Annotated in this window: 16 protein-coding genes; 4 read left to right on the top strand and 12 right to left on the bottom strand. The window is 57.7% G+C overall.

The window, feature by feature from the left end; translation table 11 throughout:
• Window positions 1-32: 32 nt before the first annotated feature.
• The 5 genes from MK208_RS18030 to MK208_RS18010 are packed head-to-tail and all read right to left on the bottom strand — an operon-like array spanning window position 33 to window position 4,718.
• Window positions 33-1,502, bottom strand: a complete 1,470-nt coding sequence (locus MK208_RS18030) for a TRAP transporter large permease (protein ID WP_294118886.1) — start codon at window positions 1,500-1,502, stop codon at window positions 33-35.
• Window positions 1,502-2,092, bottom strand: a complete 591-nt coding sequence (locus tag MK208_RS18025) for a TRAP transporter small permease subunit (RefSeq protein ID WP_294118885.1) — start codon at window positions 2,090-2,092, stop codon at window positions 1,502-1,504. Before MK208_RS18025 ends, MK208_RS18030 begins: the two co-directional genes overlap by 1 nt.
• A gap of 57 nt (window positions 2,093-2,149) precedes the next feature.
• On the bottom strand, window positions 2,150-2,674 hold the full coding sequence (locus MK208_RS18020; RefSeq protein WP_294118884.1) for a flavin reductase family protein: 525 nt from the start codon (window positions 2,672-2,674) through the stop codon (window positions 2,150-2,152).
• Complete coding sequence (locus tag MK208_RS18015; RefSeq protein ID WP_294118883.1) at window positions 2,674-3,564, bottom strand: aldo/keto reductase; 891 nt, start codon at window positions 3,562-3,564, stop codon at window positions 2,674-2,676. The genes MK208_RS18020 and MK208_RS18015 overlap by 1 nt, the downstream gene beginning before the upstream one ends.
• Window positions 3,564-4,718, bottom strand: a complete 1,155-nt coding sequence (locus MK208_RS18010) for an LLM class flavin-dependent oxidoreductase (RefSeq protein WP_294118881.1) — start codon at window positions 4,716-4,718, stop codon at window positions 3,564-3,566. The genes MK208_RS18015 and MK208_RS18010 overlap by 1 nt, the downstream gene beginning before the upstream one ends.
• Window positions 4,719-4,809: 91 nt before the next feature.
• Here MK208_RS18010 and MK208_RS18005 point away from each other — a divergent pair, with 91 nt between their 5' ends.
• The 3 genes from MK208_RS18005 to MK208_RS17995 all read left to right on the top strand — a co-directional run bounded on the left by MK208_RS18005 (window position 4,810) and on the right by MK208_RS17995 (window position 7,926).
• Window positions 4,810-5,520, top strand: coding sequence for a GntR family transcriptional regulator (locus tag MK208_RS18005; protein WP_294118880.1), 711 nt, complete (start codon window positions 4,810-4,812; stop codon window positions 5,518-5,520).
• 8 nt (window positions 5,521-5,528) lie between these two features.
• Window positions 5,529-6,635: a Gfo/Idh/MocA family oxidoreductase gene (locus MK208_RS18000; RefSeq protein WP_294118879.1), complete on the top strand. Its 1,107-nt coding sequence runs from the start codon at window positions 5,529-5,531 to the stop codon at window positions 6,633-6,635.
• Window positions 6,636-6,867: 232 nt separating this feature from the next.
• Complete coding sequence (locus MK208_RS17995; RefSeq protein WP_294118878.1) at window positions 6,868-7,926, top strand: hypothetical protein; 1,059 nt, start codon at window positions 6,868-6,870, stop codon at window positions 7,924-7,926.
• A gap of 49 nt (window positions 7,927-7,975) precedes the next feature.
• On the opposite strand, the gene MK208_RS17990 is transcribed toward MK208_RS17995, so the two are convergent.
• Both MK208_RS17990 and MK208_RS17985 read right to left on the bottom strand, forming a co-directional pair.
• On the bottom strand, window positions 7,976-10,465 hold the full coding sequence (locus MK208_RS17990; protein WP_294118875.1) for a PAS domain S-box protein: 2,490 nt from the start codon (window positions 10,463-10,465) through the stop codon (window positions 7,976-7,978).
• Between the two features lie 36 nt (window positions 10,466-10,501).
• On the bottom strand, window positions 10,502-11,023 hold the full coding sequence (locus MK208_RS17985) for a molybdopterin-dependent oxidoreductase (RefSeq protein ID WP_294118874.1): 522 nt from the start codon (window positions 11,021-11,023) through the stop codon (window positions 10,502-10,504).
• 334 nt (window positions 11,024-11,357) lie between these two features.
• Between MK208_RS17985 and MK208_RS17980 the strand changes: the two genes are divergently transcribed.
• Complete coding sequence (locus tag MK208_RS17980; protein ID WP_294118873.1) at window positions 11,358-11,972, top strand: response regulator transcription factor; 615 nt, start codon at window positions 11,358-11,360, stop codon at window positions 11,970-11,972.
• Window positions 11,973-11,993: 21 nt separating this feature from the next.
• On the opposite strand, the gene MK208_RS17975 is transcribed toward MK208_RS17980, so the two are convergent.
• From MK208_RS17975 to MK208_RS17955, 5 genes are all read right to left on the bottom strand, one after another.
• Window positions 11,994-14,609 carry a type I secretion protein gene (locus MK208_RS17975; RefSeq protein ID WP_294118872.1) on the bottom strand — a complete coding sequence of 872 codons (2,616 nt, stop codon included), beginning with the start codon at window positions 14,607-14,609 and terminating at the stop codon, window positions 11,994-11,996.
• A gap of 44 nt (window positions 14,610-14,653) precedes the next feature.
• Window positions 14,654-16,048 (bottom strand): nucleotide sugar dehydrogenase, encoded by a 1,395-nt coding sequence (locus MK208_RS17970; RefSeq protein ID WP_294118871.1) that lies wholly within the window; start codon window positions 16,046-16,048, stop codon window positions 14,654-14,656.
• Between the two features lie 221 nt (window positions 16,049-16,269).
• Window positions 16,270-17,685 (bottom strand): mannose-1-phosphate guanylyltransferase/mannose-6-phosphate isomerase, encoded by a 1,416-nt coding sequence (locus tag MK208_RS17965; RefSeq protein WP_294118869.1) that lies wholly within the window; start codon window positions 17,683-17,685, stop codon window positions 16,270-16,272.
• A 102-nt stretch (window positions 17,686-17,787) separates the two neighbouring features.
• Window positions 17,788-19,404, bottom strand: coding sequence for a glycosyltransferase (locus MK208_RS17960; RefSeq protein WP_294118868.1), 1,617 nt, complete (start codon window positions 19,402-19,404; stop codon window positions 17,788-17,790).
• Window positions 19,367-20,791, bottom strand: coding sequence for an HlyD family efflux transporter periplasmic adaptor subunit (locus tag MK208_RS17955; protein WP_294118867.1), 1,425 nt, complete (start codon window positions 20,789-20,791; stop codon window positions 19,367-19,369). The genes MK208_RS17960 and MK208_RS17955 overlap by 38 nt, the downstream gene beginning before the upstream one ends.
• Window positions 20,792-21,007 lie beyond the last annotated feature (216 nt).

The raw sequence follows: 21,007 nt of genomic DNA, 5'->3' as shown, positions 1-21,007 counted from the left end.
GTTTCCTCCTGTTGCACGTCGTTTTTTTGGTATCAGTTCAAGAACCCCGTTAGCTTCGGAATGGTCAGAGAGATTTCAGGCACAAAGGTGATCAAGAAGATCACAGCGACCTCGACCGCTAGGAACGGCAGAATGGCTTTGGCGATGGTCGTCACCCGCTCGTGCGAGACTGAGGCAGCGACAAATAGCACTAGCCCCATCGGGGGCGTGGCCAAGCCCACGGTCAGGTTTACGCACATGATGATGGCAAAGTGCACGGACTCGACCCCAAGCCCTTCAAAGACCGGCGCCAAAATCGGGCCAAGAATGATGATCGCGGGGCCCGCGTCCAGAAACATGCCCACCACGAAGAGCAGCAGGTTGATCAGGAACAGCAAGATCAGAGGGTTCTCCGACAAGGTCAGAATGAACTCGGCCAGAATTTCTGGCGCGTGGCTGAGGCTGACCACTGTTTTGAACGACATGGCCGCGCCCACCAACAGCAGCACCACGGCGGATGTGATCCCGGCCCGAGTGAAAACCTCCGGCAAGTCTTTCAACTTCATGGTCCGCAGCACCAGGAACCCAACCAACAGCGCATAGGCAACTGCGACAGCGGCGGCCTCTGTCGGTGTGAACACACCGGCCAAAATACCGCCAAGGATCAGGATTGGCGTCTGCAGTGGCACCACCGCGCGCTTGCAGACAATGCGGAATTCGGGGCTGACCACACGGCGCAATCCGAGCATCAATCCATGCGCCAGAAGCACCGCACCGAGGAAGGTCAGCCATTTGGACAGGGTTGTGTCAGCTGCCGGGGCAAATTGCACCAGCAAAAGCCCGAGGTTCAGCCGCACAAGCCCAAAAGACACCCAGCTTTCCAAACCGCCGATCTCGACGTTCTCAAACGTGACACGGCGCGCCGCGGGCAGATCGTATTTGTCGGCCATGACGCGGACCATCACCATTAGGCCAACGCCCACCAAAATGCCCGGGACAATGCCCGCCAGGAACAACGCGGCAACGCTTTCGCCCATAACGTAGGCGTAGATGATCATGATGCCTGAGGGTGGAATGATCGGCCCAATAACAGAACTCGCAGCGGTCACGGCGGCAGCAAATTTCCGGGTGTAGCCTTCACGCTCCATCGCCGGGATCAGCATGGAACCAAGCGCAGAAGTGTCTGCGACCGCCGAACCCGACAGCCCGGCAAACAGGATCGACGACAGGATGTTCACCTGCGCAAGCCCGCCCCGCAAATGGCCCATCAAAGCTTGGGAGAACTCAACCAGACGCACGGTGATCCCGCCCCGGTTCATCAACTCGCCCGCCAACATGAAAAACGGGATGGCCATCAGGGGGAAGCTGTCCATGCCATTGTAAAGGTTGCGGTACAACAACGTGATGTCGCGCTCTTGCCCGTTGAGCCAAAGCAACGCGCCGGGCGCAGCCAGCAGGCAGAAAAACACCGGCAGCCCCACCAAAAGAAGGAACAGAAACAGCGGAAGGAACCAGATCAGCATTACTCAGACCCTCCGATTGTCAGGCCTGACCGCGCTGGCAGGCGGTCCCCCATGCCCAGGAGCCGGACAAAGCGCTCCAACAACAGCTCGATGTTCACCAGGATCAACAACACGATGCCCACCAGAAGGGACAGCATCATCCAACTGCGCGGGATCCGGTACCATTCGTCAAACGTCAGAGACGTCGGCAGATACAGTGACGCGGTGGCGAAACGCCCCCCAAGCCCGGTGACCTCTTTGTAGCCGATCTGCGCCCCGACGATCAGCACGGTCAGGCTGATCAACAGCAGGGCAAACTGCAGAAGATGCATCGCCTTGCCTTTGATCACCGCATCAATGAAGTCGATCGCCACAAAGCCCCCATTGCGGAACGCTGTGGGCGCCATCAGGCCCGTCATCCACAACATGAAGAAGCGTGCCGCCTCGTCGGGCCAGGGCAATGCGCTACCCAACACATAGCGAAAAAACACTTGGATCAGGATCGCCGCGACCATCACGCCAATGGCGAATACGCCCAGCCAACGCCCGACTGCCAACAGTCCGGAGTTCAGTGGACGCAACAGATTCAAGACAGCAAAGACTGCCTTCATCGTGTTCTTCTCCTCCCGTTTAGCATTCTGTCCTCTTCAGAATGCAGGCCGCCGATCTTATTGTTTTACGGCGGCAATCTGGCCCATTTGGCCCTTGTAGAAAGTCAGTGCATCTCCGTCTTCACGCATGGTTGCGCGGTCAACATGTCCAAGAACAATCGCGTGATCGCCGCCTTCGTAAATCGCAGAGCGAGTGCACTCGAACCGCGCAAGACAATTGTCCAAAATAGGCACGCCCCAATCGTTCACCTGGTGCGCGACATCCGCCAAGCCAAAGGCATCTTTGGCCACCGTCCAGCAAAGATCGTCCTGTTCGGCCGACAGCACATGGATCGCATAATGGGTTGCGCGCTCAAAATGCGGAAACCGGCGCGAGTTCTTGTCAGGGGACCACAGCACCAGAGGCGGGGTCAATGACACCGAGGAAAAACTGTTCGCGGTGATCGCCACCGGACCGTTTTCCGATGCGGCCGTGACAATGGTCACCCCGGTGGCAAACCGTCCAAACGCGTCACGCAGCAGCCGTGTGTTGTTCGGGTCGGGCACAAAGCTGAGCTTTCCCCCGACAGTGTGAGCAGACATCATGGGACCTCCTTGCCGAGCGCGGCTTCGTAGAGAGAGAACCAGGTTTCGCGGTCCAGTGTGACCTTCTCCGCGTCCGAAATCATCTTGATTCGATCAAGGTTGTTGGTGCCCAGAACCGGCAGGATACGGGTTGGGTGGCGCAACAGGAACGCCACGGCCACAGCGGCGCGATCCACGCCCTGCTCTGCCGCAATACGATCCAAACGATCCGCCACATCCCCTGTTCCGGTCATCAGGCTGCCGCCACCAAGCGGCGACCATGCCATGACAGGCTGGTCATGCTGTTGATGGAAGGCCAAATCCCCATTTGTGAACGGGGACAGTTCCGCCAGTGAAATCTCGATTTGGTTGGTGGCCAGCGGCGTCTTCATCGCCGACTGCAAAAGCTTCCAGTCCCAGGGGCGGAAGTTGGAGACGCCGACGGAGCGCACCTTGCCTGACGCCACCAGATCATCCAGCGCCGCGCCGGTTTCGTTGTGATCCATCAAAGGGTCGGGGCGGTGGATCAACAGAAGATCCACATGATCCACCCCCATCTCACTCAGAGACCGGTTCACTGAGGCTTCGATGTGCGCGCGCGAGGTGTCGTAGTATTTGACCGGCTTGTCGGCATAAATCCCGATGGGCGCGACGATATCGCACTTGGTCACAATCTCGATCTGATTGCGCAACGCCGGGTTGGCTTTTAGCGCCCCGCCCAGCACCGCTTCGGCCCCGTAGTCACCATAGATGTCCGCCTGATCAAAGGTCGTGATCCCCTGATCCAGACAGGCTTGGATTTTTGCTTCTACGTATTCTGGCGACGTGTCCGCATCATCGGCCACACGCCACATGCCATACACCAGACGGCTGAAGCTCAGCCCGTTTGCGATTTCGACACGGTTCATCAGCGGCGTTCTCCAATACCAAGGGGGGTCTGCGGCGTGGAAGCTGGCACGCGCCCATAGGCATGCGGCAGCGATACAGTGTTGAGATGCGGCATCACGCGGGCGCCAAAATGCTTGGCCTCGTCCACATGCGGATAGCCAGACAGAACAAAGGCCCGCATCCCCATCTTCTTATAGGCTTCAAGCTTGGACAAAACCTGATCGGTTGACCCGACCAGTGCCGCGCCACAACCAGATCGCGCCCGGCCCACGCCGGTCCAGAGATGCGGCTCAATGAAGCCATCATCGTCGGCCACATCGCGGTTTTTCGCCTGATGCGACACGCCCAGAGATTTCGCGTCCAGCGCACGTTCACGGATGGCGCGCCCCTGCTCGTCATCGAGTTTAGACACAATGTAGTCGGCATATTCACGGGCTTCGGCCTCGGTGTCCCGGACAATCACATGCACGCGCAGGCCGTAATCGAGGGTCCGGCCATAGCGTTCCGCCACCGCGTTCACCGCCTTCATGCGCCCGGCCAGTTCGTCCATCTTCTCCGGCCACATCAGATACACATCGCAATGCTGCCCGCAGAGTTCCAACGCATCCGGCGAATAGCCACCAAAGTAGAGCAGAGGTCCGCCAGTCTGATACGGAACCACAGGATCGGTTGTCAGGCCCTGGAAGTTGTAGACCTCACCTTCGTGGTTGATCTCACCCTGGGTCCAAGCCTGCTTCAGAATTTCGACAACTTCCCGCGAGCGCTGGTAGCGATAGCTGCTCTCGGCCTTTTCACCGGGAAAGTCGGACGAGATGATGTTCACGGTCAGCCGACCTTCCAACATGTGGTCCAACGTCGCCAGCGTACGCGCCAGCATGATCGGCTGCATCTCGCCACAGCGCACGGCGGCCAGCAAGTTGATCTTGCTGGTGATCGGTGCGCAACCCGCCACGAAGCTCAGCGTGTCCTGCCCCACTTGATAAGAAGACGGGCACAAAATGTTGCGAAACCCTTGAGCCTCAGCTTCTTTCACGATGTTTGAGCTATGCGCCCAGGACGACCGCAGATCGCCATCTGGCACGCCAAGGAACTGGTAATCGTCTGAACACAGCGCGGCAAACCACGACACTTCCACAGCATCCAGATCAGCTGATGTCACCGGTACGACGGTCATCGAGTTCCTCCCAAAATCTCGTTCTCCTTACCTCTTGATTAAACTGCGATTTGATGTAGATCAATGGTGTATCAATTTTTCGAGATGATCCATGTCAAATCCAGACCTCTCCAGCACGGCCTTGCCGCTCTATTTGCAGATCAGCGAAACCCTGATCCGCGAGATCGCGGCGGGCCGTCTGGTGGACGGAGAGCGCTTGCCGCCTGAACGCGAGCTTGCCAAGCAATACGGAACCACCGTGCGTACATTGCGCAAATCTCTTGCCGAGCTGGAGAAGCAAGGCATGCTGGAGCGCGTTCAAGGGTCAGGCAACTACGTGCGTGCTACGCAAAGCGGACGCAGCGTTTACTCCATGTTCCGATTGGAGTTGCCCGAGGGTGGCGGATTGCCAACCGCAGACATCCTCTCGGTGCATGGCATGGAGAAGCCGGTCGACCTCCCAACATTTGGCACGTCGAATCACGGCACACGGATTCGCAGGTTGCGGTATCTGGACGAGGTTGTGATCGCCGTCGAAGAAATCTGGCTAGACGGCGACGCAGGCAAAGTGGACCCGGCAAAACTGTCGGAATCACTTTACCACTATTATCAAAAACAGCTCGGCTTCTGGATTCGCCGCGCCGAAGACCGCGTCTCCATCGGGCACGTGCCAGACTGGGCGCCAGAGACATTTGGACAGAAGCCGGGGGCAGTTTCAGGCTACATCGAACGCCTGAGTTGGTCGCAAGCCACCGCCCCAGTCGAGTTTTCCCGCACCTGGTTTGACCCGGAACACTCTATCTACATCCAACGCCTGACTTAGGAGGCACTATGACGAAACCCACCACCTACGGGATCATCGGCTGCGGCATGATGGGGCAAGAACACCTGCGCAACATTGCACTCCTCCCGAACACGGAAGTTGGGGCCATCTTCGAACCCAACGCCCAAATGCGCACGGAGAGCGCGCGTTTCGCGCCCGATGCGCGGTTTGTTGACAGCCTGGAAGAACTGCTGGCCGTAGACACTCTGGACTGCCTGCTGATCGCCAGCCCGAATTTCTGCCATGTAGCCCAGCTGCAAGAGATCGCCCAGCTCCGTCCTTTGCCCATCCTTGTCGAGAAACCGTTGTACACCGATCCGCAAGATCTGGCCCAAATCGACGCGTTCATCGCCAGCTATCCCGCCCCGGCCTGGGTTGCGATGGAGTACCGCTATATGCCGCCGGTCGCGGCGTTCCTAAAAAACGCAGCAGATGTCACCGGCGGCATCAAAATGCTGACCATCCGTGAACACCGGTTTCCCTTTCTTGAAAAGGTCGATGACTGGAACCGTTTCAACGCCAAATCCGGCGGGACATTTGTGGAAAAGTGCTGCCACTTCTTTGATCTCATGCGCCTGACGCTTGGATCAGAGCCGGTGCGCGTGATGGCCTCGGGCGGGCAGGACGCGAACCATCTGGACGAACTCTATGACGGGCAAGCGCCGGACATTCTCGACAATGGATATGTCATCGTCGATTTCGATAACGGTGCCCGCGCGATGCTCGAACTGTGCATGTTTGCCGAAGGTGCCGAATATCAGGAAGAAATCGCGGCAGTCGGCCCCAAAGGCAAAATCGAGGCGCTGGTCCCCGGACCAGGCCGTTTCTGGCCTGCACATCTTGGCGCCGCGCCCACCCCCAAGCTCATCCTGTCTCCGCGTGCGCCCAAAGGTCCCGTTGAAAAAGAGATCCCTGTGGACCCGGACATCCTCGATGCTGGCGACCACAACGGCTCAACCTTTTATCAGCACAAATATTTCCTGGAATTGGTGCGCGGTGAGCGGTCCACACCCGAGGTGAGCTTGACCGACGGCAAAATGGCTGTCCTGATGGGCATCGCGGCGCAAACCTCCATCCAAGAGAAGCGATCCGTCGAGATGTCGGAGATCACCTAAACAGCTTTGGCGCATGGTTTTTGATTGGCACTGCAACGCCAACGCCCCATGCGCCGATCACCGTCGCCGAGAGACCGGCAAGACAAAAGGCCGACGGGCTCACAAGCCACCAAGCTGAGTGACCCCACATCAGAACCGCAGTATCGCCAAATGCGCGTCCCACTATACTTTCGCGCGCGCTTCGGACTTCAGCATCGCCACCATACTGGTTGCCAATCAGTAGGAGGTTGAAATGTTACACATGCTCAAATGTCTCGCGCTAGGCTGTGTCGCTGGCGGGGTGGTCAGCCTGCCGCAAGCCCATGCAGAGGTTTCCCCTAAAGCGCTCTACAACGAGGCGATGGCATCTCTCTCAGATGCGCCGAAAGAGGCCATCCGCACCTTGCAGTCGATTTGTACCGACGGCTATGCGCGGGCCTGTGATCGGTTGGGCTACTTTCGTTTCAAGGGGATCGGCGGAAACCAAGACACCGCGCAGGCCATCGCTTACTATGACAAAGCCGTTGAGCTGGGACAAAGCAAGTCCCTTGTGTCCTTGGGCAAAGTACAGCTTTCGTCGCAAGACTACGAGGCTGCGCAGCAGAGCTTGTTGGCCGCGTCAGCCCTAGGTCTGCAACAAGGTGAGGCGGTTCTTGCCTGGGCCCATGCGACGGGCCGCCTGGGCCCCTTGTCCGATCCCCATTTGGGTATTCCAACACTGGTCAAGTTGGCAAAGGCAGACAGCCGCGATGGTCAGATGCTGTTACTAGACGCCCTGACGCGGGATCTCTCGCAACGGGTTGATGTGACCGACACTCTGGACCAGCTGCACAAGCGTCATGCGGATGGCGACGCCAAAGCGGCAGAAGCCTTGCTGAAATACTATCGGGTTGTTGGACATGCACGTGGCACGCTCGCCACCCGTGACCGGCTTCTGCAAACCGAAGGATTGCGTGCAAAAATCCAAGTCGAAGAAGGGTTGTATCTGGCAAGAGATCAAAACCCGGCTCAGTTCTGGCGTGCCTCTGAAGAGATTGTGCGCGCGGCGCCAAATGATGTGTTTGCACGCGGGCTCTCGGTGGCGGCCAAAATCAACAAAAACGCATATGTGCGGATTGTGCAGATGGAGCTACGCGATCTTGGCTATGCCGTTGGGCGCGCCAGCCCCTATATGAACCGCCCTTTGATCCGGTCCATCAACGCCTTTTGCCGCGATACCAACCAGCAAAGCGCGTGCCTCTATGGGCCTTTAAAATCCAAGAGCATCAAAGCTGTCGCAGGAGAACTGGCGCAGGTTCGCGCTGAATTGTAATCCAAACACAGACCGATAAAAGGGGCGCACCCAGCGCCCCTTTTTGGTTTTAGCGCTGATGTATTTGATCTGGGAACACACGATCGAATTCAGACTGCAAGTGGTTCAAATGTGCCCCCCAGCGGTCTTCAGGCGCGTTTTGCACCGCTTGCAGCGCGCCCCAAAGCTCCATCCACCCCAAGACTGCGGCAGACCCAGACAAACGGTGCGCTTCTTCTCGTTCCGCTTCCGTCAACGGGTCGGTGACTTGCTTCCCGGTCAGGAACTGTGAAATCTCTGCCTGAGTTTCCTGTACGGCTTCTGTATAGCGCTCGAGGCCAAATTGCTTCAGAAACTCTGGGGCGTCTTGCGTCGCGGCTGTAAACGCTTCGACGCCATCTCCCACACCGAACACATCGGCCAAAGCACCATGGATCGCGGCCCGTCGCACCGGCTTTAGGATCAGCGTTTGAAAATCTTGCGCCAGAATGGCCTCATGGTCCTTTTGCGCCGCATGTGCGGTGACAGCCACGGCCGGTGTCGCGACATTTGGTGACGTGCCTTCTCGAATACGCTTCAGCGTTTCCAACCCGTCGATACCTGGCATGCTGATGTCCAGAAGCAAAACGTCGAAACCCGAAGTCTCGCAGGTTTCTATTGCCTCAAAGCCGTTACTAGCTTCCTGCGTGACGCCCCCCAGATCGCGGACAATGTCTGTGAGGATTTCGCGGTTGATGTCGTTGTCATCCACCACCAGAGCCCGAAACCCTGCAGGCAAGTCCCGTAAGGAATGCGCGGTCGCATGCGTTTGAAGGTCCGCCACATCCGTCGTGGTTGGCAAAGGCAAGCGGAAGGTAAACAGGCTGCCCTCTCCCAACAGGCTGTCAGCCTCCAATTCGCCTCCGTTGCGCTCGATCAAGCGTTTGGTGATGGCCAGCCCGAGCCCTGTGCCGGAATTCTCCCGATCAAAGGCGGTGTCGATCGTGACAAACTCTTCAAAAATCCGGCTGAGGTTTTCCGGCGCAATACCAACCCCGGTGTCGGCCACTCTGAACTCGACCAGATCGCCAGAAGACACTCGTTCAACCTCTATTGCGACGCTGCCCTCACGGGTGAATTTCAGCGCATTGCCAACCAAGTTCACCAGGCAGCGCTGCAAGGAGCCACGATCCCCACTCACGGTTTGCAGATCCTCCGTCAGGAAGTCTACTGAAAGCGCGTTTGCATGCTGGGAAGCGTTGCTTTGCAGGCTGTCCACCACGTCCTGCACCAAATCTGTGAGGTTGAAGAGCGCATGTTTGGGAGCCTCAGCCTCAGACGTCAAAGAGGACAAATCCAAAACGTCGTTGACATGGGACAGCAGCAACTCGCCGGAAATACCAATCGACGCCAAATGCCGTTTTTGCGCGTCACTCAGGTCTGACTGATCCATCAACTCAAGTGACCCCAAAATACCATTCAGCGGTGTGCGCATTTCATGGCTCATGACGGTCAGCAGGTTGGACTTCGCCTTTTCGCCCACCTGCGCTTTTTCCAGCGCGTCTTTTAAATCCTCTTCAGCTTTCAGCTCTTTGGTGATGTCCCGCAGGAACGACACAAACACCGTTTCGCCACTGGCCTCCGACAGGGAGATAGACAGCTCCACCGGAAAGACCTCGCCGCCTTTGCGCATCCCTTTCAGGCGCACGCGCCCTGCCCCGATAACTTTGCGTTCGCCGGTTTCCACAAACCGTTTCATCCCCGCCCGATGTGCTTCTCGCAGCTCTTCCGGCACAATCAGCTCCGCCAAATCCGCGCCCAACGCCTCATCACGCGTGTAGCCAAACACGGTTTCCGCCGCGCCGTTGAACTCCACAATATGACCTTCTGTGTCCGCAACCAGAACCGCATTCAGCGATGACGACACAACAGCCTCAAACCGGGCCCGCGCCTGCTCTCTCTTCTGTGAGGCCCTTTGCCCTTGGCGATACAACTGGATCAAACTGGCCAGCGACAAAAACAGCACCGCAATCAGCGCGGTCAGACCATAGGCGAGCCGCTGTAAGGTGACCGACAACCGGTTGCGATCTGCGGTTTCCTGCGTTGTAAAGTGGTCGACTCCTGCCAGCGCCAAGGCCCGCACTTTTGGGCGCAACGCATCAATGTCCGACAACAGTGTGGGCAGGTAAGCCTGGAGCGTTTCATCCGGGCCGTCGATCAAAGGGATACTACGGTCCAAAAACTGTGTGGCGGCAACCGTGCTTCCTGCCACCGTTGGGGCCTCCACCATCGGCGCAAAGAAGGCACTTTGTCGGGTCGTTGTGATCCGGCTGTAGAAGATGTCAAAGCGTTTGCGGACTTCGCCCAGCCCAGCGTTCTCATTGGACCGCGCAGACAGCACCGCGCTTTGCAGCCGCAACAGCTCCACCTCAAGCTGCGACATCGTCCAACTCACGTCATCGTTTTGCGCGGTCGACAGAACCCGCAGGTCCGTGAACACCGTACGCCCCAAGCCACCAACCAAAAGCAAGCTTGCCAATAGCAAGCCTGCGAAGAGGACAAACGGCCATCTGCCATTCATAAGAAGGAGCCTGATGCGCGGGATGTGGGCCTCAAGTTACTCATTGGCAACAACTTCAATTCGATCAAGCTGCCAAATGCTGCGGGAATAATACTCTTCTGTTTTATAGGCGTCGTTGCCTGCGAATGGGTAAACGATCCACAATGGCCCCTTGTCACGCAAGGTCATTTTTTCGCCATTGCGCAGATAGGCGATTATCGGACCATTCTCTACCGCATCAGACGTCGGGATCGACACGGTGTAATCATTAGCGGCTGTGGCCAGTAGATTGCCGTCGCTAGCACCCACATGGGTAAGCAGTGCGGACAAGGAGACGCCTTCAAAAACCTGGGTTCCTTCGGTCCAAATGGTGTCTGTCTCAAACTGCACTTTTGGCAGGGCGCGCAGGTCGCTTTCTTCGAATTGCCAGGTCAGTCCCGCATCTGTCGCTGAAACATCTCCGCTGACCGTCAACAAAGTGTCGGCCATGGCCTGTGATGCCACCATGGCGAGCAGGATGGCGCCGGTCAGAAAGCTTGGTGTGGTGGGGGCAGCGAGCAGTTTTTTGAAACGTTGCATGAGACACTCCGAGATTGGGTTGGTTTGTCTCTTGGTGACATGTGGGGGCGAGGTGCGTGTTTGGGCATCAGGCTAGGCCACTAACCTTTGGTATAGTTTGTCTGACCCTTCGCTAGTTGGCGGTCATCTGATGCCCCAACGGATTTTACTCAAACTATGCGAATTTACCTGCAGTTATCCTGTTGGTGTCAGCATCGGCACACCAGGACACATGGTTTTAAAGGAGCTAGGTATGTCGCAAGATTTACGGCAAAGTCAGGGTGTCACGACTGGTTTACACGCGCAGGGCCTCGTAGGGTCCTCCCAGAACCCAAGAGTAGGACGCCCCGTTTCTATGCGTATTTTGTTAGCTGATGACCACGGAATGGTTCGCGAAACCATCTCTGCCTACATCACCTCTGAAGGCCGTGCCACAGTTGTGGCCGGATCAGATTATTTTGAGGCCATGAAGCTTCTGGACCAAAAAGGTCCATTTGATCTGGTTCTGCTGGACTTCAGCATGCCGGGCATGAACGGGCTTCAAGGCCTGATCGACGCCGTGGCGGCCTACCCGGATCAGGCTTTTGCCATTGTCAGCGGCACTGCCCCAAACAAAGTGGCGCAAGACGCCTTGGAAGCCGGGGCCATTGGTTTTTTGCCCAAAACCATGGGAGCCAAGTCTTTGGTCAACGCGGTGCGTTTTATGATCGCTGGCGAAACCTTTGTACCAGCCAGTGTGCTTTCTGCCGGCGGCGAAGCGGAAGAAAGCGATTTTGAGAAGCAGCTGAGCCAGCGTGAGAAGCAAGTTCTTACCGGTCTGTGCAAAGGGCAATCCAACAAGGAAATCGCTCGGGATCTCGATTTGCAAGAAGTGACCATCAAGCTGCACGTGCGCACCCTGTGCAAAAAACTCAACGCAAAAAACCGCACGCAGGCGGCCTTGATCGCAAAAGAGGCAGGCTTTGAATAAGCCCGCCTCGCCTTGGTTTCGTTAGAACACAAAGCTGTCTGAGAGCAGTGCAAAGTCTTCCGCAGTGTCCTGCAACAGAAGCGTTGTGTTGTTTCCGAGTTGGATGGAAACGTCTTCACCGCTGACGCTGACATGGTTGCCAAACCAATCAGAGTACTCGCTTTCGCTGCCCCCAAGGTCCAAACCGCGAAGGTGCAGCCGGTCCCCTTCGGCAACGGAATAGTCCAGAATGAGGTCTTGCGACCCGTCCAGATCGTCGTTGCGGAATATGAAGGTGTCAGCACCGATGCCGCCAGTGGCCACGTCGTTCCCTGCCCCCAAATACAGGCGATCAGCGTCTGCGCCGCCATCCAGCGTGTCATCGCCAATCGCACCGCTGAGATAATCGCGGCCTGCGCCACCCGACAGCTCGTCATTGCCTCGGTCGCCTCGGAGACTGTCGCGCCCCTCGCCTCCGTTAAGCACATCATCGTTCGCGCCGCCACGGAGATTGTCGCTTCCCAAGCCGCCATCCAGCGCATCATTGCCGGAGCCGCCACGCAAATCGTCATCGCCTGCGCCACCTGTAAGCGCATCTTGCCCGGAGCCACCAACCAACTGGTCGGCACCGTTACCGCCGTTCAGCGTGTCGTTGCCGCTGCCACCTGTTAGCTCATCAGCGCCTTCATCGCCAGCCAGGCTGTCATTGCCGGAACCGCCGTTAAGAACGTCATCAAAAGAACCTCCAGAGAGGTCGTCATCTCCAGAGCCCCCGCGCAATATATCTGCACCGCTGCCTCCAGACAGCACATCGTCTTGCCCACCGCCCGACAGCGTATCGTCACCGGCGCTGCCAAAGAGCATGTCAGACCCCGATCCCCCTCTCAGAACGTCCGCGGCCTCGCCGCCGTCCAACGTGTCATGACCTGCAGACCCTTCCAGCGTGTCGCTGCCTTCACCGCCCAGCAGAAAGTCATCATTTTCCGGCAGAAGGTTACCAAATTGGTCATAACGCAACCCGTCACTGTCATAGTGAGAGACAATGGTGCTGTTGCCATCCGGACCTGCGCCGCCGTGCAAATAGTCATCGCCATCGCCACCCAGAAGCGTGTCACCAAGACCGCCGCCAATCAGGTCATCTTCGCCAATGCCACCGTCCAGCGTGTCATTGCCACCGTTGCCTTCGAGCGAGTCGTCGTAGGTCAGTTCGCCCTCCGTGGTCGCAACCAAGCTCAAATCACGGATCAAAACAGAGGACGACAAATCAACCTCGACAAAGGGACTTTCCGCGGTTGGATCAGCCGCGCCATCGTTAGAGTAAGAACTGGGCGCTTCGGTCAGCAACACAAGGCTGGCTTCGCCGGTCGCGGGATCGATCACCACTTGGTAGATGCCGCCACTGTTGCCCGTGGCGTTGTTCATGTCGTGATCGCCGGAGTTGCCACCAACAAAGAGGTTGCCGTCCGCGTCCATGATCGCCGCGCCAAAGGTCACGGCCGGCGCGCCGTCCAGCGTGACGCCGTCCACAACCGTCGAGGTCACCGGCACCAAGGTGAACTCCGGTACGCCACTGGAAATATCGGCCACCAAAAGAATGGTGTCTGCTCCTTCGGATGGCGGACGCGCCACGCCGTAGAAGCTTTGAGTTTTGGCATCAAAGGCCACGTCATAAACCCGGTGGGTGACAAGCGCGCTGGGGAGCTTGTGCACTGTCACCACCGGGTTTCCATTGGCGTCTAGCTGATCCACATCGATCACCGCAATCCGGTCCATGCTGGATTGAAACGACCAAAGGTTGCCCTGATCATCAAAGTCGCCGGTCCAGGACCGATAAGGCGTTTCGCCAATCCGGTAACTGTTGCCCTCTGCATCCAGCATGATCAAGTCAGAGCGCTGCACCGCGTTGCCGAGGCTATCAACACCGGTTCCCACCGCGATGGCATACAGAAGATCGTCTTGCGCGTTGTAGCCCATGGAGTTCACGTTCACTGTGCCCGCTGCACCCGCGACCTCATAGGTCTGAGTTTCCACATCAAACACATGCAGCGTGCCGTTCAGTACCTGATAGAGGTTGGCCTGACCGTCGGCAAATGCGGCCACTTCCACTGTCTGCCCACCGATCTGCATCTCGCGCGCATAGTGGAAGATTGGACCGGATGTATCTATCGATGGCCCCGAACTTGGACCGTCAATCGAGCGCAAGGTGATCTCGGTTTCACCGCCAATGGCAGTGAAGCTTGTGTCAAAGGCATTGTAAGCGCCGCTTTCCGTGGAATAGGTCCCCACAATCGCGCCGTTGATGAGCACTTCTACTGTGGCGCCCGGCTGTCCCGCCGCAAAATTGGCGGCGAGGTCGAAGGACAGATTGTAAACGCCTCCGACTTCGGTGGTGAGGGTTTGGCTCATCTGCTGATGGCCGCCATCCAACGCAGACACCGTCCAGTTTCCGCTGTTGGCGTAGTCGGTAAACCCGGTTGCGTTGTCAGTGCCTTCCAACAGATTGGCCTGTTCATAGTCGCCATACAGGGCGTCGTTGCCCGCGCCGCTGGTGATGCTGTCGTCTCCGGACAAGCCAACGATCAAGTCTCCTGTGCCAGTCCCATCGAGCACGTCGGAGAGGCCCGTTCCAGTGATGAGATTTAGGTTGCTTGTGGGCATGTCATGTCCTCACATATGTCTGAACAGGTTGTGACTTTGGCCGATCACCAGCCAATGCCGTTAATCGCGAGATCCTGTGGGGCGCTGTCAAACAGCCGGACCACATCCACGACCGCCACATTCTTGTGTCGCTGCACGGCGTCTCGGTAAGTGTCGCTGGCGTGGCACACGATCACCACGTCGGCCGCTACCATGACGCTCTCGACATCGTCACGCAGCATGTCGGAGAGGCCTTCTGCCAGTTTTGTCAGACCCTGGCTGCCGTACTTGGTGTAGCTCGCCAGCCCGTCCAGAGGGGTGTCTTTGGTCACGGCCTCATCATGGACGAGCAGCTCAACGCCTTGTTGTTGCAGCGTCGCCATGGCTTCCAGAATGGGGCTCTCCCGCAGGTCATCTGTGCCTGGTTTGAACGCCAGGCCCAGAATTCCCACCCGCTTGGCGCCGGTTTTCTGCACCATCTCCACAGCCTGTTGGATTTGCTCAGCGTTAGACTGTTCCAGTGCGCCGATCATCGGAAGATCGACCCCAAGGGTGCTGGCCACATGCTGTACCGCGCGCACCTCTTTGGGCAGGCAGGAGCCGCCATAGGCAAAGCCCGGCTTCAGGTAATAGGCGGACAGGTTAAGTTTTTGATCCTGTGTGAAGATCTCCATCACCGCGTGGCTGTCCACGCCCAAGGGCTTGCACAAACGCCCAACTTCATTGGCAAAACACACTTTGGTGGCGTGCCATACATTGTCGACATATTTGATGGTCTCGGCCACCTCGATTGTGGTCAGAATGGGCTTGTCGTCCACCGGCGCATAAATACGGCGCATGATCTCTGCCGTGGCGAAATCAGTGGTCCCGATCACGGTTTTGGGTGGGTTGTGGAAATCATCGATCGCCACACCTTCGCGCAGGAACTCCGGGTTGAAGCAGATGCCAAAATCACGACCTACCGCTTTGCCCGATACGGCCTCCAGAATGGGTGCCATAACCTTCATCGTGGTGCCCGGCGGTATGGAGCAGCGCATGGCGAAGACGTGAAAGCCCTCTTTATCTCGCAGCCCTCGCGCCATCGCATCACACGCCAGCTTGATGAAGTTGTGATCACAGCCCCCGTCCGCAGCGGTAGGGGTTCCTACAGACACAAAGGTCACATCCGTGTCGATGACCGCTTGACGCAGATCATCTGTGGCGCTGATCAAGCCGTCTTCAACACCCGCGGTTAGGGTTTCGGTAAGCCGATCTTCGTGGATGGGGCTTTGGCCGAGGCCAATCTGATTCACTTTGGTCTGGTCCAAATCCACGCCAATCACCCGGTGGCCCAGCGACGCCAGGCATGCGGTTGAAACCGCGCCGACATAGCCAAGACCCACAACACTGATGCTGGATTTTTGACGTGGGACCGGGACGACAATCTCTAAGTCCTGCGGTGAAAACCTGCGGTATTCCATAATGTCGAACTCCTTCTTGAAGTCATCTTAGAGGATTTTTTTCATCAAATTTTCTGGAATTAGGTCAGCCTGAACGCCCCGAGGGTCAGCCCACTATCCTTTCGAGTGTCCCCCTTTTGGGAGCCTTCAAAACAACAAAACCTGCATGGAGTTCCATGCAGGTTTGCCGCGTTCGCCAAGCTGGGTGGGCTATAAAGCGGCGAACGATCCGGGGGAAAGGATCAGGCCAGTTCTTCGCGGTGATAGATGTCTTCGTAGCGAATGATGTCGTCTTCACCGAGGTAGCAACCAGACTGGACCTCAATCAGATGCAGCGGCAGCTTTCCGGGGTTTTCGAGCCGGTGCACGGCGCCCAATGGGATGTAGGTGCTCTCGTTTTCCGTCAGCAGTTTGACGTCGTCATTCACCGTCACTTTTGCCGAGCCACTGACCACTACCCAGTGCTCTGCGCGATGCACATGACTTTGCAGGGACAGCTTGGCGCCCGGCTCCACCATGAGGCATTTCACTTGGAACCTCGGGCCGAGAGACAGCGTTTCGTAGTACCCCCATGGGCGGTAGCAGCGTTTGAACCCATCAGCTTGCGGGACCCCTTCGGCGCGCAGCGTTTCCACCACTTGGCCGACATTGGCACTTTCAGACCGGTCGGCGATCAGGATGCCATCATCGGTGGCCACGGCCATGACGTTTTTGAGGCCCAACCCCACAAGCTTCACATCCGGGTTTTCGGACTTCAGCAAGCTGCCTTCACAGTCAATTGCGGTGGCATTACCAGCCGTCACCGTGTCTTGGCTGTTTGGCGCGCCAATGTCCTTGAGCGCTTGCCAGCTGCCCAGATCCGACCAGCCGCAGGTGAGCGGCAGGGCTGCACATTCCTGGATATTTTCCATAATCGCATGATCAAAGGAGATATCCGCGCAACGTTTGTAGGCTTCGGCGTTCAGACGGGTGAACCCGAAATCTTCCGCACCCAGCGCCAACGCCGCCTCCGTCGGGCCAATCAAATCTGGCGCATGGGTTTCGAAAGCCTTCAGAGCCGTATCGACGCGGAACAAGAACATGCCCGCATTCCACAGCCAGTTGCCCTCCTCCAGCATTGCGGCGGCGGTGTCAGCGTCCGGTTTTTCCGCAAACTGAGAGATCATGAGCGCGTCATCATTACCACCCTCGACACGCAGATACCCAAAGCCTGTAGCGGCGTGATCCGGTTTGATACCCAAGGTCACGATCAAACCTTTCTCTGCCACCCGCGCCGCCTTTGCAATCACCTGGCGAAAAGTGCGGTCGTCAGTAATCTGATGGTCGCTGGGCACCACAAGCAATACCTTGTCCGGCGTGTCCTTGTGTACCAACGCGGCTGTCAAAACGGCCGGTGCGGTGTTGCGCCCCTCCGGCTCCACAATCAGTGCACCGCAGATGGCTTGCATCTCCGTCATCTGCTTCTGCGCAATGAAGCGGTAATCCTCACCGGTGATCACCGTGGGCTCGGCAAATCCAGGAGCCATCACCCTGTCGACTGTGCGTTGAAACAGGCTTGGACCATCAAGCAGATTGGCAAACTGCTTTGGGAAACTCTTGCGCGATACAGGCCACAGACGGGTACCGGAGCCTCCGGCGAGAATGACAGGCGTGATCATGAATACATCCTTTTGTTGTGTGTTGAGAACAATCTAGCTGTGCGAAGGACGCCAGTTGGAATGTCGGAGGGGTATGCGGATGCGCAAAAGGATAGGTGTGCCTCAAAGGGGCAGGTCGATCAGCCCGACATAGAGCATCAACAGGGTGAGAAAGGCGGACGTGGCTGTGACCAATTGGAACAGCGCGAATCCATTGCGCAAACGATCCAGCATACTCGTGCCTTCTCCCGCGCTTTGATTGCCGCGATTGGACCATTTCTGTTTGGACAGGTGAAAGATCATGTAAATCTTCACCGACGCGTTAATCACCTGATTCAGATAGAGAATAAACGGCCAAGTCATGTCCGCGCGGCGACTGTATCCCATCAGAAACAAGCACAGCACCACGCGGGAAAACAACACCCAAATCAGGCAGTTCCAGAAATATCCGGGGGCCACCATACTGCCCAAAACCGCCATGACCGGACTGACCATCATGGTCCACATGGCGATGCGTTGGTCCACCACACACCACCAGATGAAGAACGGCATCCGGCGTGGGCCCAACGCAATGGCACGACTGCCATTGCGCAACATGTTGCCAGACCAGCGGCGGAAGTTCTGGATCATCCGCATCAGCCCGTTCTCTTTGATCACCTCAATGGTGTAGACCGTTGCATCCGGCACATAGGTCATCTTCGCCCCCACACTCAGCAAGCGGTACCAGGTTGATTTGTCATCCCCAGACAAGAAACGGAACCGACCCCAGAGCCAGTGGTTCAGGTGATCGGCCTCAATGGCGCGGATGAACTTCGGGTCCACGATGTGGCGGGCGCGAAACACGCTCGTGCGGCCGGTCAATGTGAGAACACGGTTGGACAAGGCGTGGCTCTGCATTGCCAGCCTCCGTTGGGCAAAACGCATGTCGAGCCACTTGGCGATCCACTGCGGCCCGTAGCAAATGACCTCTTCGTCGGTGGTCAGCGCCTGCAACTCGGGATCATAGGCAAACATCGAAAGGGTTTTCTTGAGCACCTCGTCGCCAAACAAAGCATCCCCATCCATGAAGATCACCAGCTCCTCAGGATCGGCCGCCGTGCGGCTGATTGCGCGCAGGATCAGGCCGATGGCCATGCGCTTGCCCGGTTGGTTTTGACGGATAAACACCAGTTCGGCGAGATCGTCGGGTATGTCTTGCGCGTAGGTCTCGACAAACTCCCGGATGATCATTTCGTCATAGGCGCTACCGGTGCCGATATAGAGCGTGGTGGGTATGAGCTCACGCCGGATTTGGCCCAGAATGGACCCGATCACCCGTTTTGTGATCGAGGGCTCCTCATAGTAGGTGGTCATTTGGATATGCAGCCGTTTGGGCCGCCAGCCTGCCTCCCAAAGCGCATCCGCCTCCCGGCGCATACCCGGCCATTTGCACCGGGCGTAGATCATCGCGCGGATGGAATGAGTGAACCACCAGCCAAACCGCCACAAACCCAAAGTGCCAAGCACCACCGTGATATGGCCTGCATTGGGATCAAGGAACCGGTTGGGCACATTGGCCAGCAGCCAATAGAGCGCCTTTATCACCACCATCAAGGCTATTAGATGCGGAAAGGTCCAGCGCGCCCAATAAGGTTTGATCGGCGTCTGCGAATCCCGCAACCGCGTTGTTAGGTCTTTGTCAAAGGCATATTCGGACTCTGGCTCATACATCGGACGGCCACAGCGTTTTGACGCGCTCAATCACCCGCTGCGCCCAGGGACGTCGCACCTCAAGGTTGACCGGCGCATCGCGGCGCAAGGCCACTTTGGTATCCGCCGCACTCAGATCTCGCGGCGTGACGGTGACGATGATGCCAAACTCCCCAGGACGCCGCGGGTCCGCACCGGCCTGAACATCCGTCACCACGCCCGGCAGCGTCTGTTTTTGCCCCATGGTGTTGATCCCAATGCTGGCGGGCATGCCGACAAAGATCGTTTCGGCAAAGCGCTCGCTGACCCAGCCTTGCGCCACGCGCGGTGTATCGCCCTCAAACACCACAGCCATGTCATCATGGTCATAGGGCTGCCCCTTACGCACCAGAACTTCATGCACCACGCCATCGGAGGGCGCACGTACGTGGCTCAGCGAGATCGCAGCTTTGTGCGCATCCCGCGTTGCCCGCAAACCGCGCACTTTCGCCAATTGCGCGGCCTCTACTTCTTGCAGGCGGGTCACAGCAAACTCAAACGGGTCCAGCGCAATGGCGGCCTGCGGGTTTTTCCCCAACATCGCCTGCCAGCGGTCCCACAAAGTGTCAAAGCCACGATCCCCAACAAACCGCGCATAGGCCTGCCCCACTACCGCCGCCCGCACCTTCGGTGCCGCAACCGTGTGATAGGCCATCAACGCCTCCAGTGTTTCGTTGATTTGGAGCAGTTCGTTTTGTTCCTGCGCCAGCTTCGCCCGCGCCAAATCCAATTTGCCTTCCGCTTGAGGGTCTTTCAGGCGCACAAGAACCTGCCCCGCAACGACAGCCTCGCCCGGTTCCACGGAAATCGACTTCACGTACCCTTCGCTGGCAGGCAGGTGCTCTGCAATTGGCGCGACCACCCGCCCATGTTGCACATTGATGCGGGTTACGCTGTTGAATACGGACGCACCAAGAATGGTGGCGACGGTCAGGGCGATCACGCTATAGATCAAAACATGCAGAGCCACGCGGATTGGTGTGGGCCAGCGCCCCCTAATGCTGGCTTCTTTCTCTTCATCTGTCTCACTCATCGGAACCAGGTCGACAGGCGTGTCCAAGCTGGTGATGACATCCCCACTGCTGGCCATCTGGCCGGACAGGAGCGCGCGGTAAAACAATGCCAGCGTCTCGCGCTGCCGTCCGCTGAGGCCTTCAAATTCTACCAGACCGGCGTCGTTTGGTTGGGTAAGCCGCACCGGAAAGCGCACATCCACACCTTGGAATGGCACACTCAGCACGCCCGTCTGAGGACAGTCCCCAGCGCCTTCAGGCCAGTGCAGCCCTGCCAGCGACCACGCCTCAATCCGCACAGCCTCTCCTGCTGGCGTTTCAAACGTCAGCGGCGCTTGCACGGTCCAGCTCATGTCAGAGCCAGCGGGTTGATGGCGAATTTTCACAGCGACCTCATGAGATGTTCGACATCAAACTAGGAACAAGGGCGCAGCCTGAGGCCCGCGCGGCTGTATGGAACGGCGATCTAAAGAGAAATCAACTAACCCAAAGGTTAGAATATGCCGGTTTGGCGCACGAACAGGGCGTGCATTCGTATAGTTTGCGAGGGAACTCGCCTGGCGGTTCAATCTCCCAGTTCAAAGTCCAGAAACCCAGGGAGG

Source organism: Shimia sp. (genome assembly GCF_022448905.1).
Classification (GTDB): domain Bacteria; phylum Pseudomonadota; class Alphaproteobacteria; order Rhodobacterales; family Rhodobacteraceae; genus Shimia.
Note: the sequence above shows the minus strand (reverse complement) of the source record. Positions and strands in the feature narration are given on the sequence as shown.

Bases quoted from the DNA above. Each gene is read 5' to 3' on its own strand.
- MK208_RS18030 (WP_294118886.1), bottom strand. From the start codon at position 1,502: ATGCTGATCTGGTTCCTTCCGCTGTTTCTGTTCCTTCTTTTGGTGGGG.
- MK208_RS18025 (WP_294118885.1), bottom strand. From the start codon at position 2,092: ATGAAGGCAGTCTTTGCTGTCTTGAATCTGTTGCGTCCACTGAACTCC.
- MK208_RS18020 (WP_294118884.1), bottom strand. From the start codon at position 2,674: ATGTCTGCTCACACTGTCGGGGGAAAGCTCAGCTTTGTGCCCGACCCG.
- MK208_RS18015 (WP_294118883.1), bottom strand. From the start codon at position 3,564: ATGAACCGTGTCGAAATCGCAAACGGGCTGAGCTTCAGCCGTCTGGTG.
- MK208_RS18010 (WP_294118881.1), bottom strand. From the start codon at position 4,718: ATGACCGTCGTACCGGTGACATCAGCTGATCTGGATGCTGTGGAAGTG.
- MK208_RS18005 (WP_294118880.1), top strand. From the start codon at position 4,810: ATGTCAAATCCAGACCTCTCCAGCACGGCCTTGCCGCTCTATTTGCAG.
- MK208_RS18000 (WP_294118879.1), top strand. From the start codon at position 5,529: ATGACGAAACCCACCACCTACGGGATCATCGGCTGCGGCATGATGGGG.
- MK208_RS17995 (WP_294118878.1), top strand. From the start codon at position 6,868: ATGTTACACATGCTCAAATGTCTCGCGCTAGGCTGTGTCGCTGGCGGG.
- MK208_RS17990 (WP_294118875.1), bottom strand. From the start codon at position 10,465: ATGAATGGCAGATGGCCGTTTGTCCTCTTCGCAGGCTTGCTATTGGCA.
- MK208_RS17985 (WP_294118874.1), bottom strand. From the start codon at position 11,023: ATGCAACGTTTCAAAAAACTGCTCGCTGCCCCCACCACACCAAGCTTT.
- MK208_RS17980 (WP_294118873.1), top strand. From the start codon at position 11,358: ATGCGTATTTTGTTAGCTGATGACCACGGAATGGTTCGCGAAACCATC.
- MK208_RS17975 (WP_294118872.1), bottom strand. From the start codon at position 14,609: ATGCCCACAAGCAACCTAAATCTCATCACTGGAACGGGCCTCTCCGAC.
- MK208_RS17970 (WP_294118871.1), bottom strand. From the start codon at position 16,048: ATGGAATACCGCAGGTTTTCACCGCAGGACTTAGAGATTGTCGTCCCG.
- MK208_RS17965 (WP_294118869.1), bottom strand. From the start codon at position 17,685: ATGATCACGCCTGTCATTCTCGCCGGAGGCTCCGGTACCCGTCTGTGG.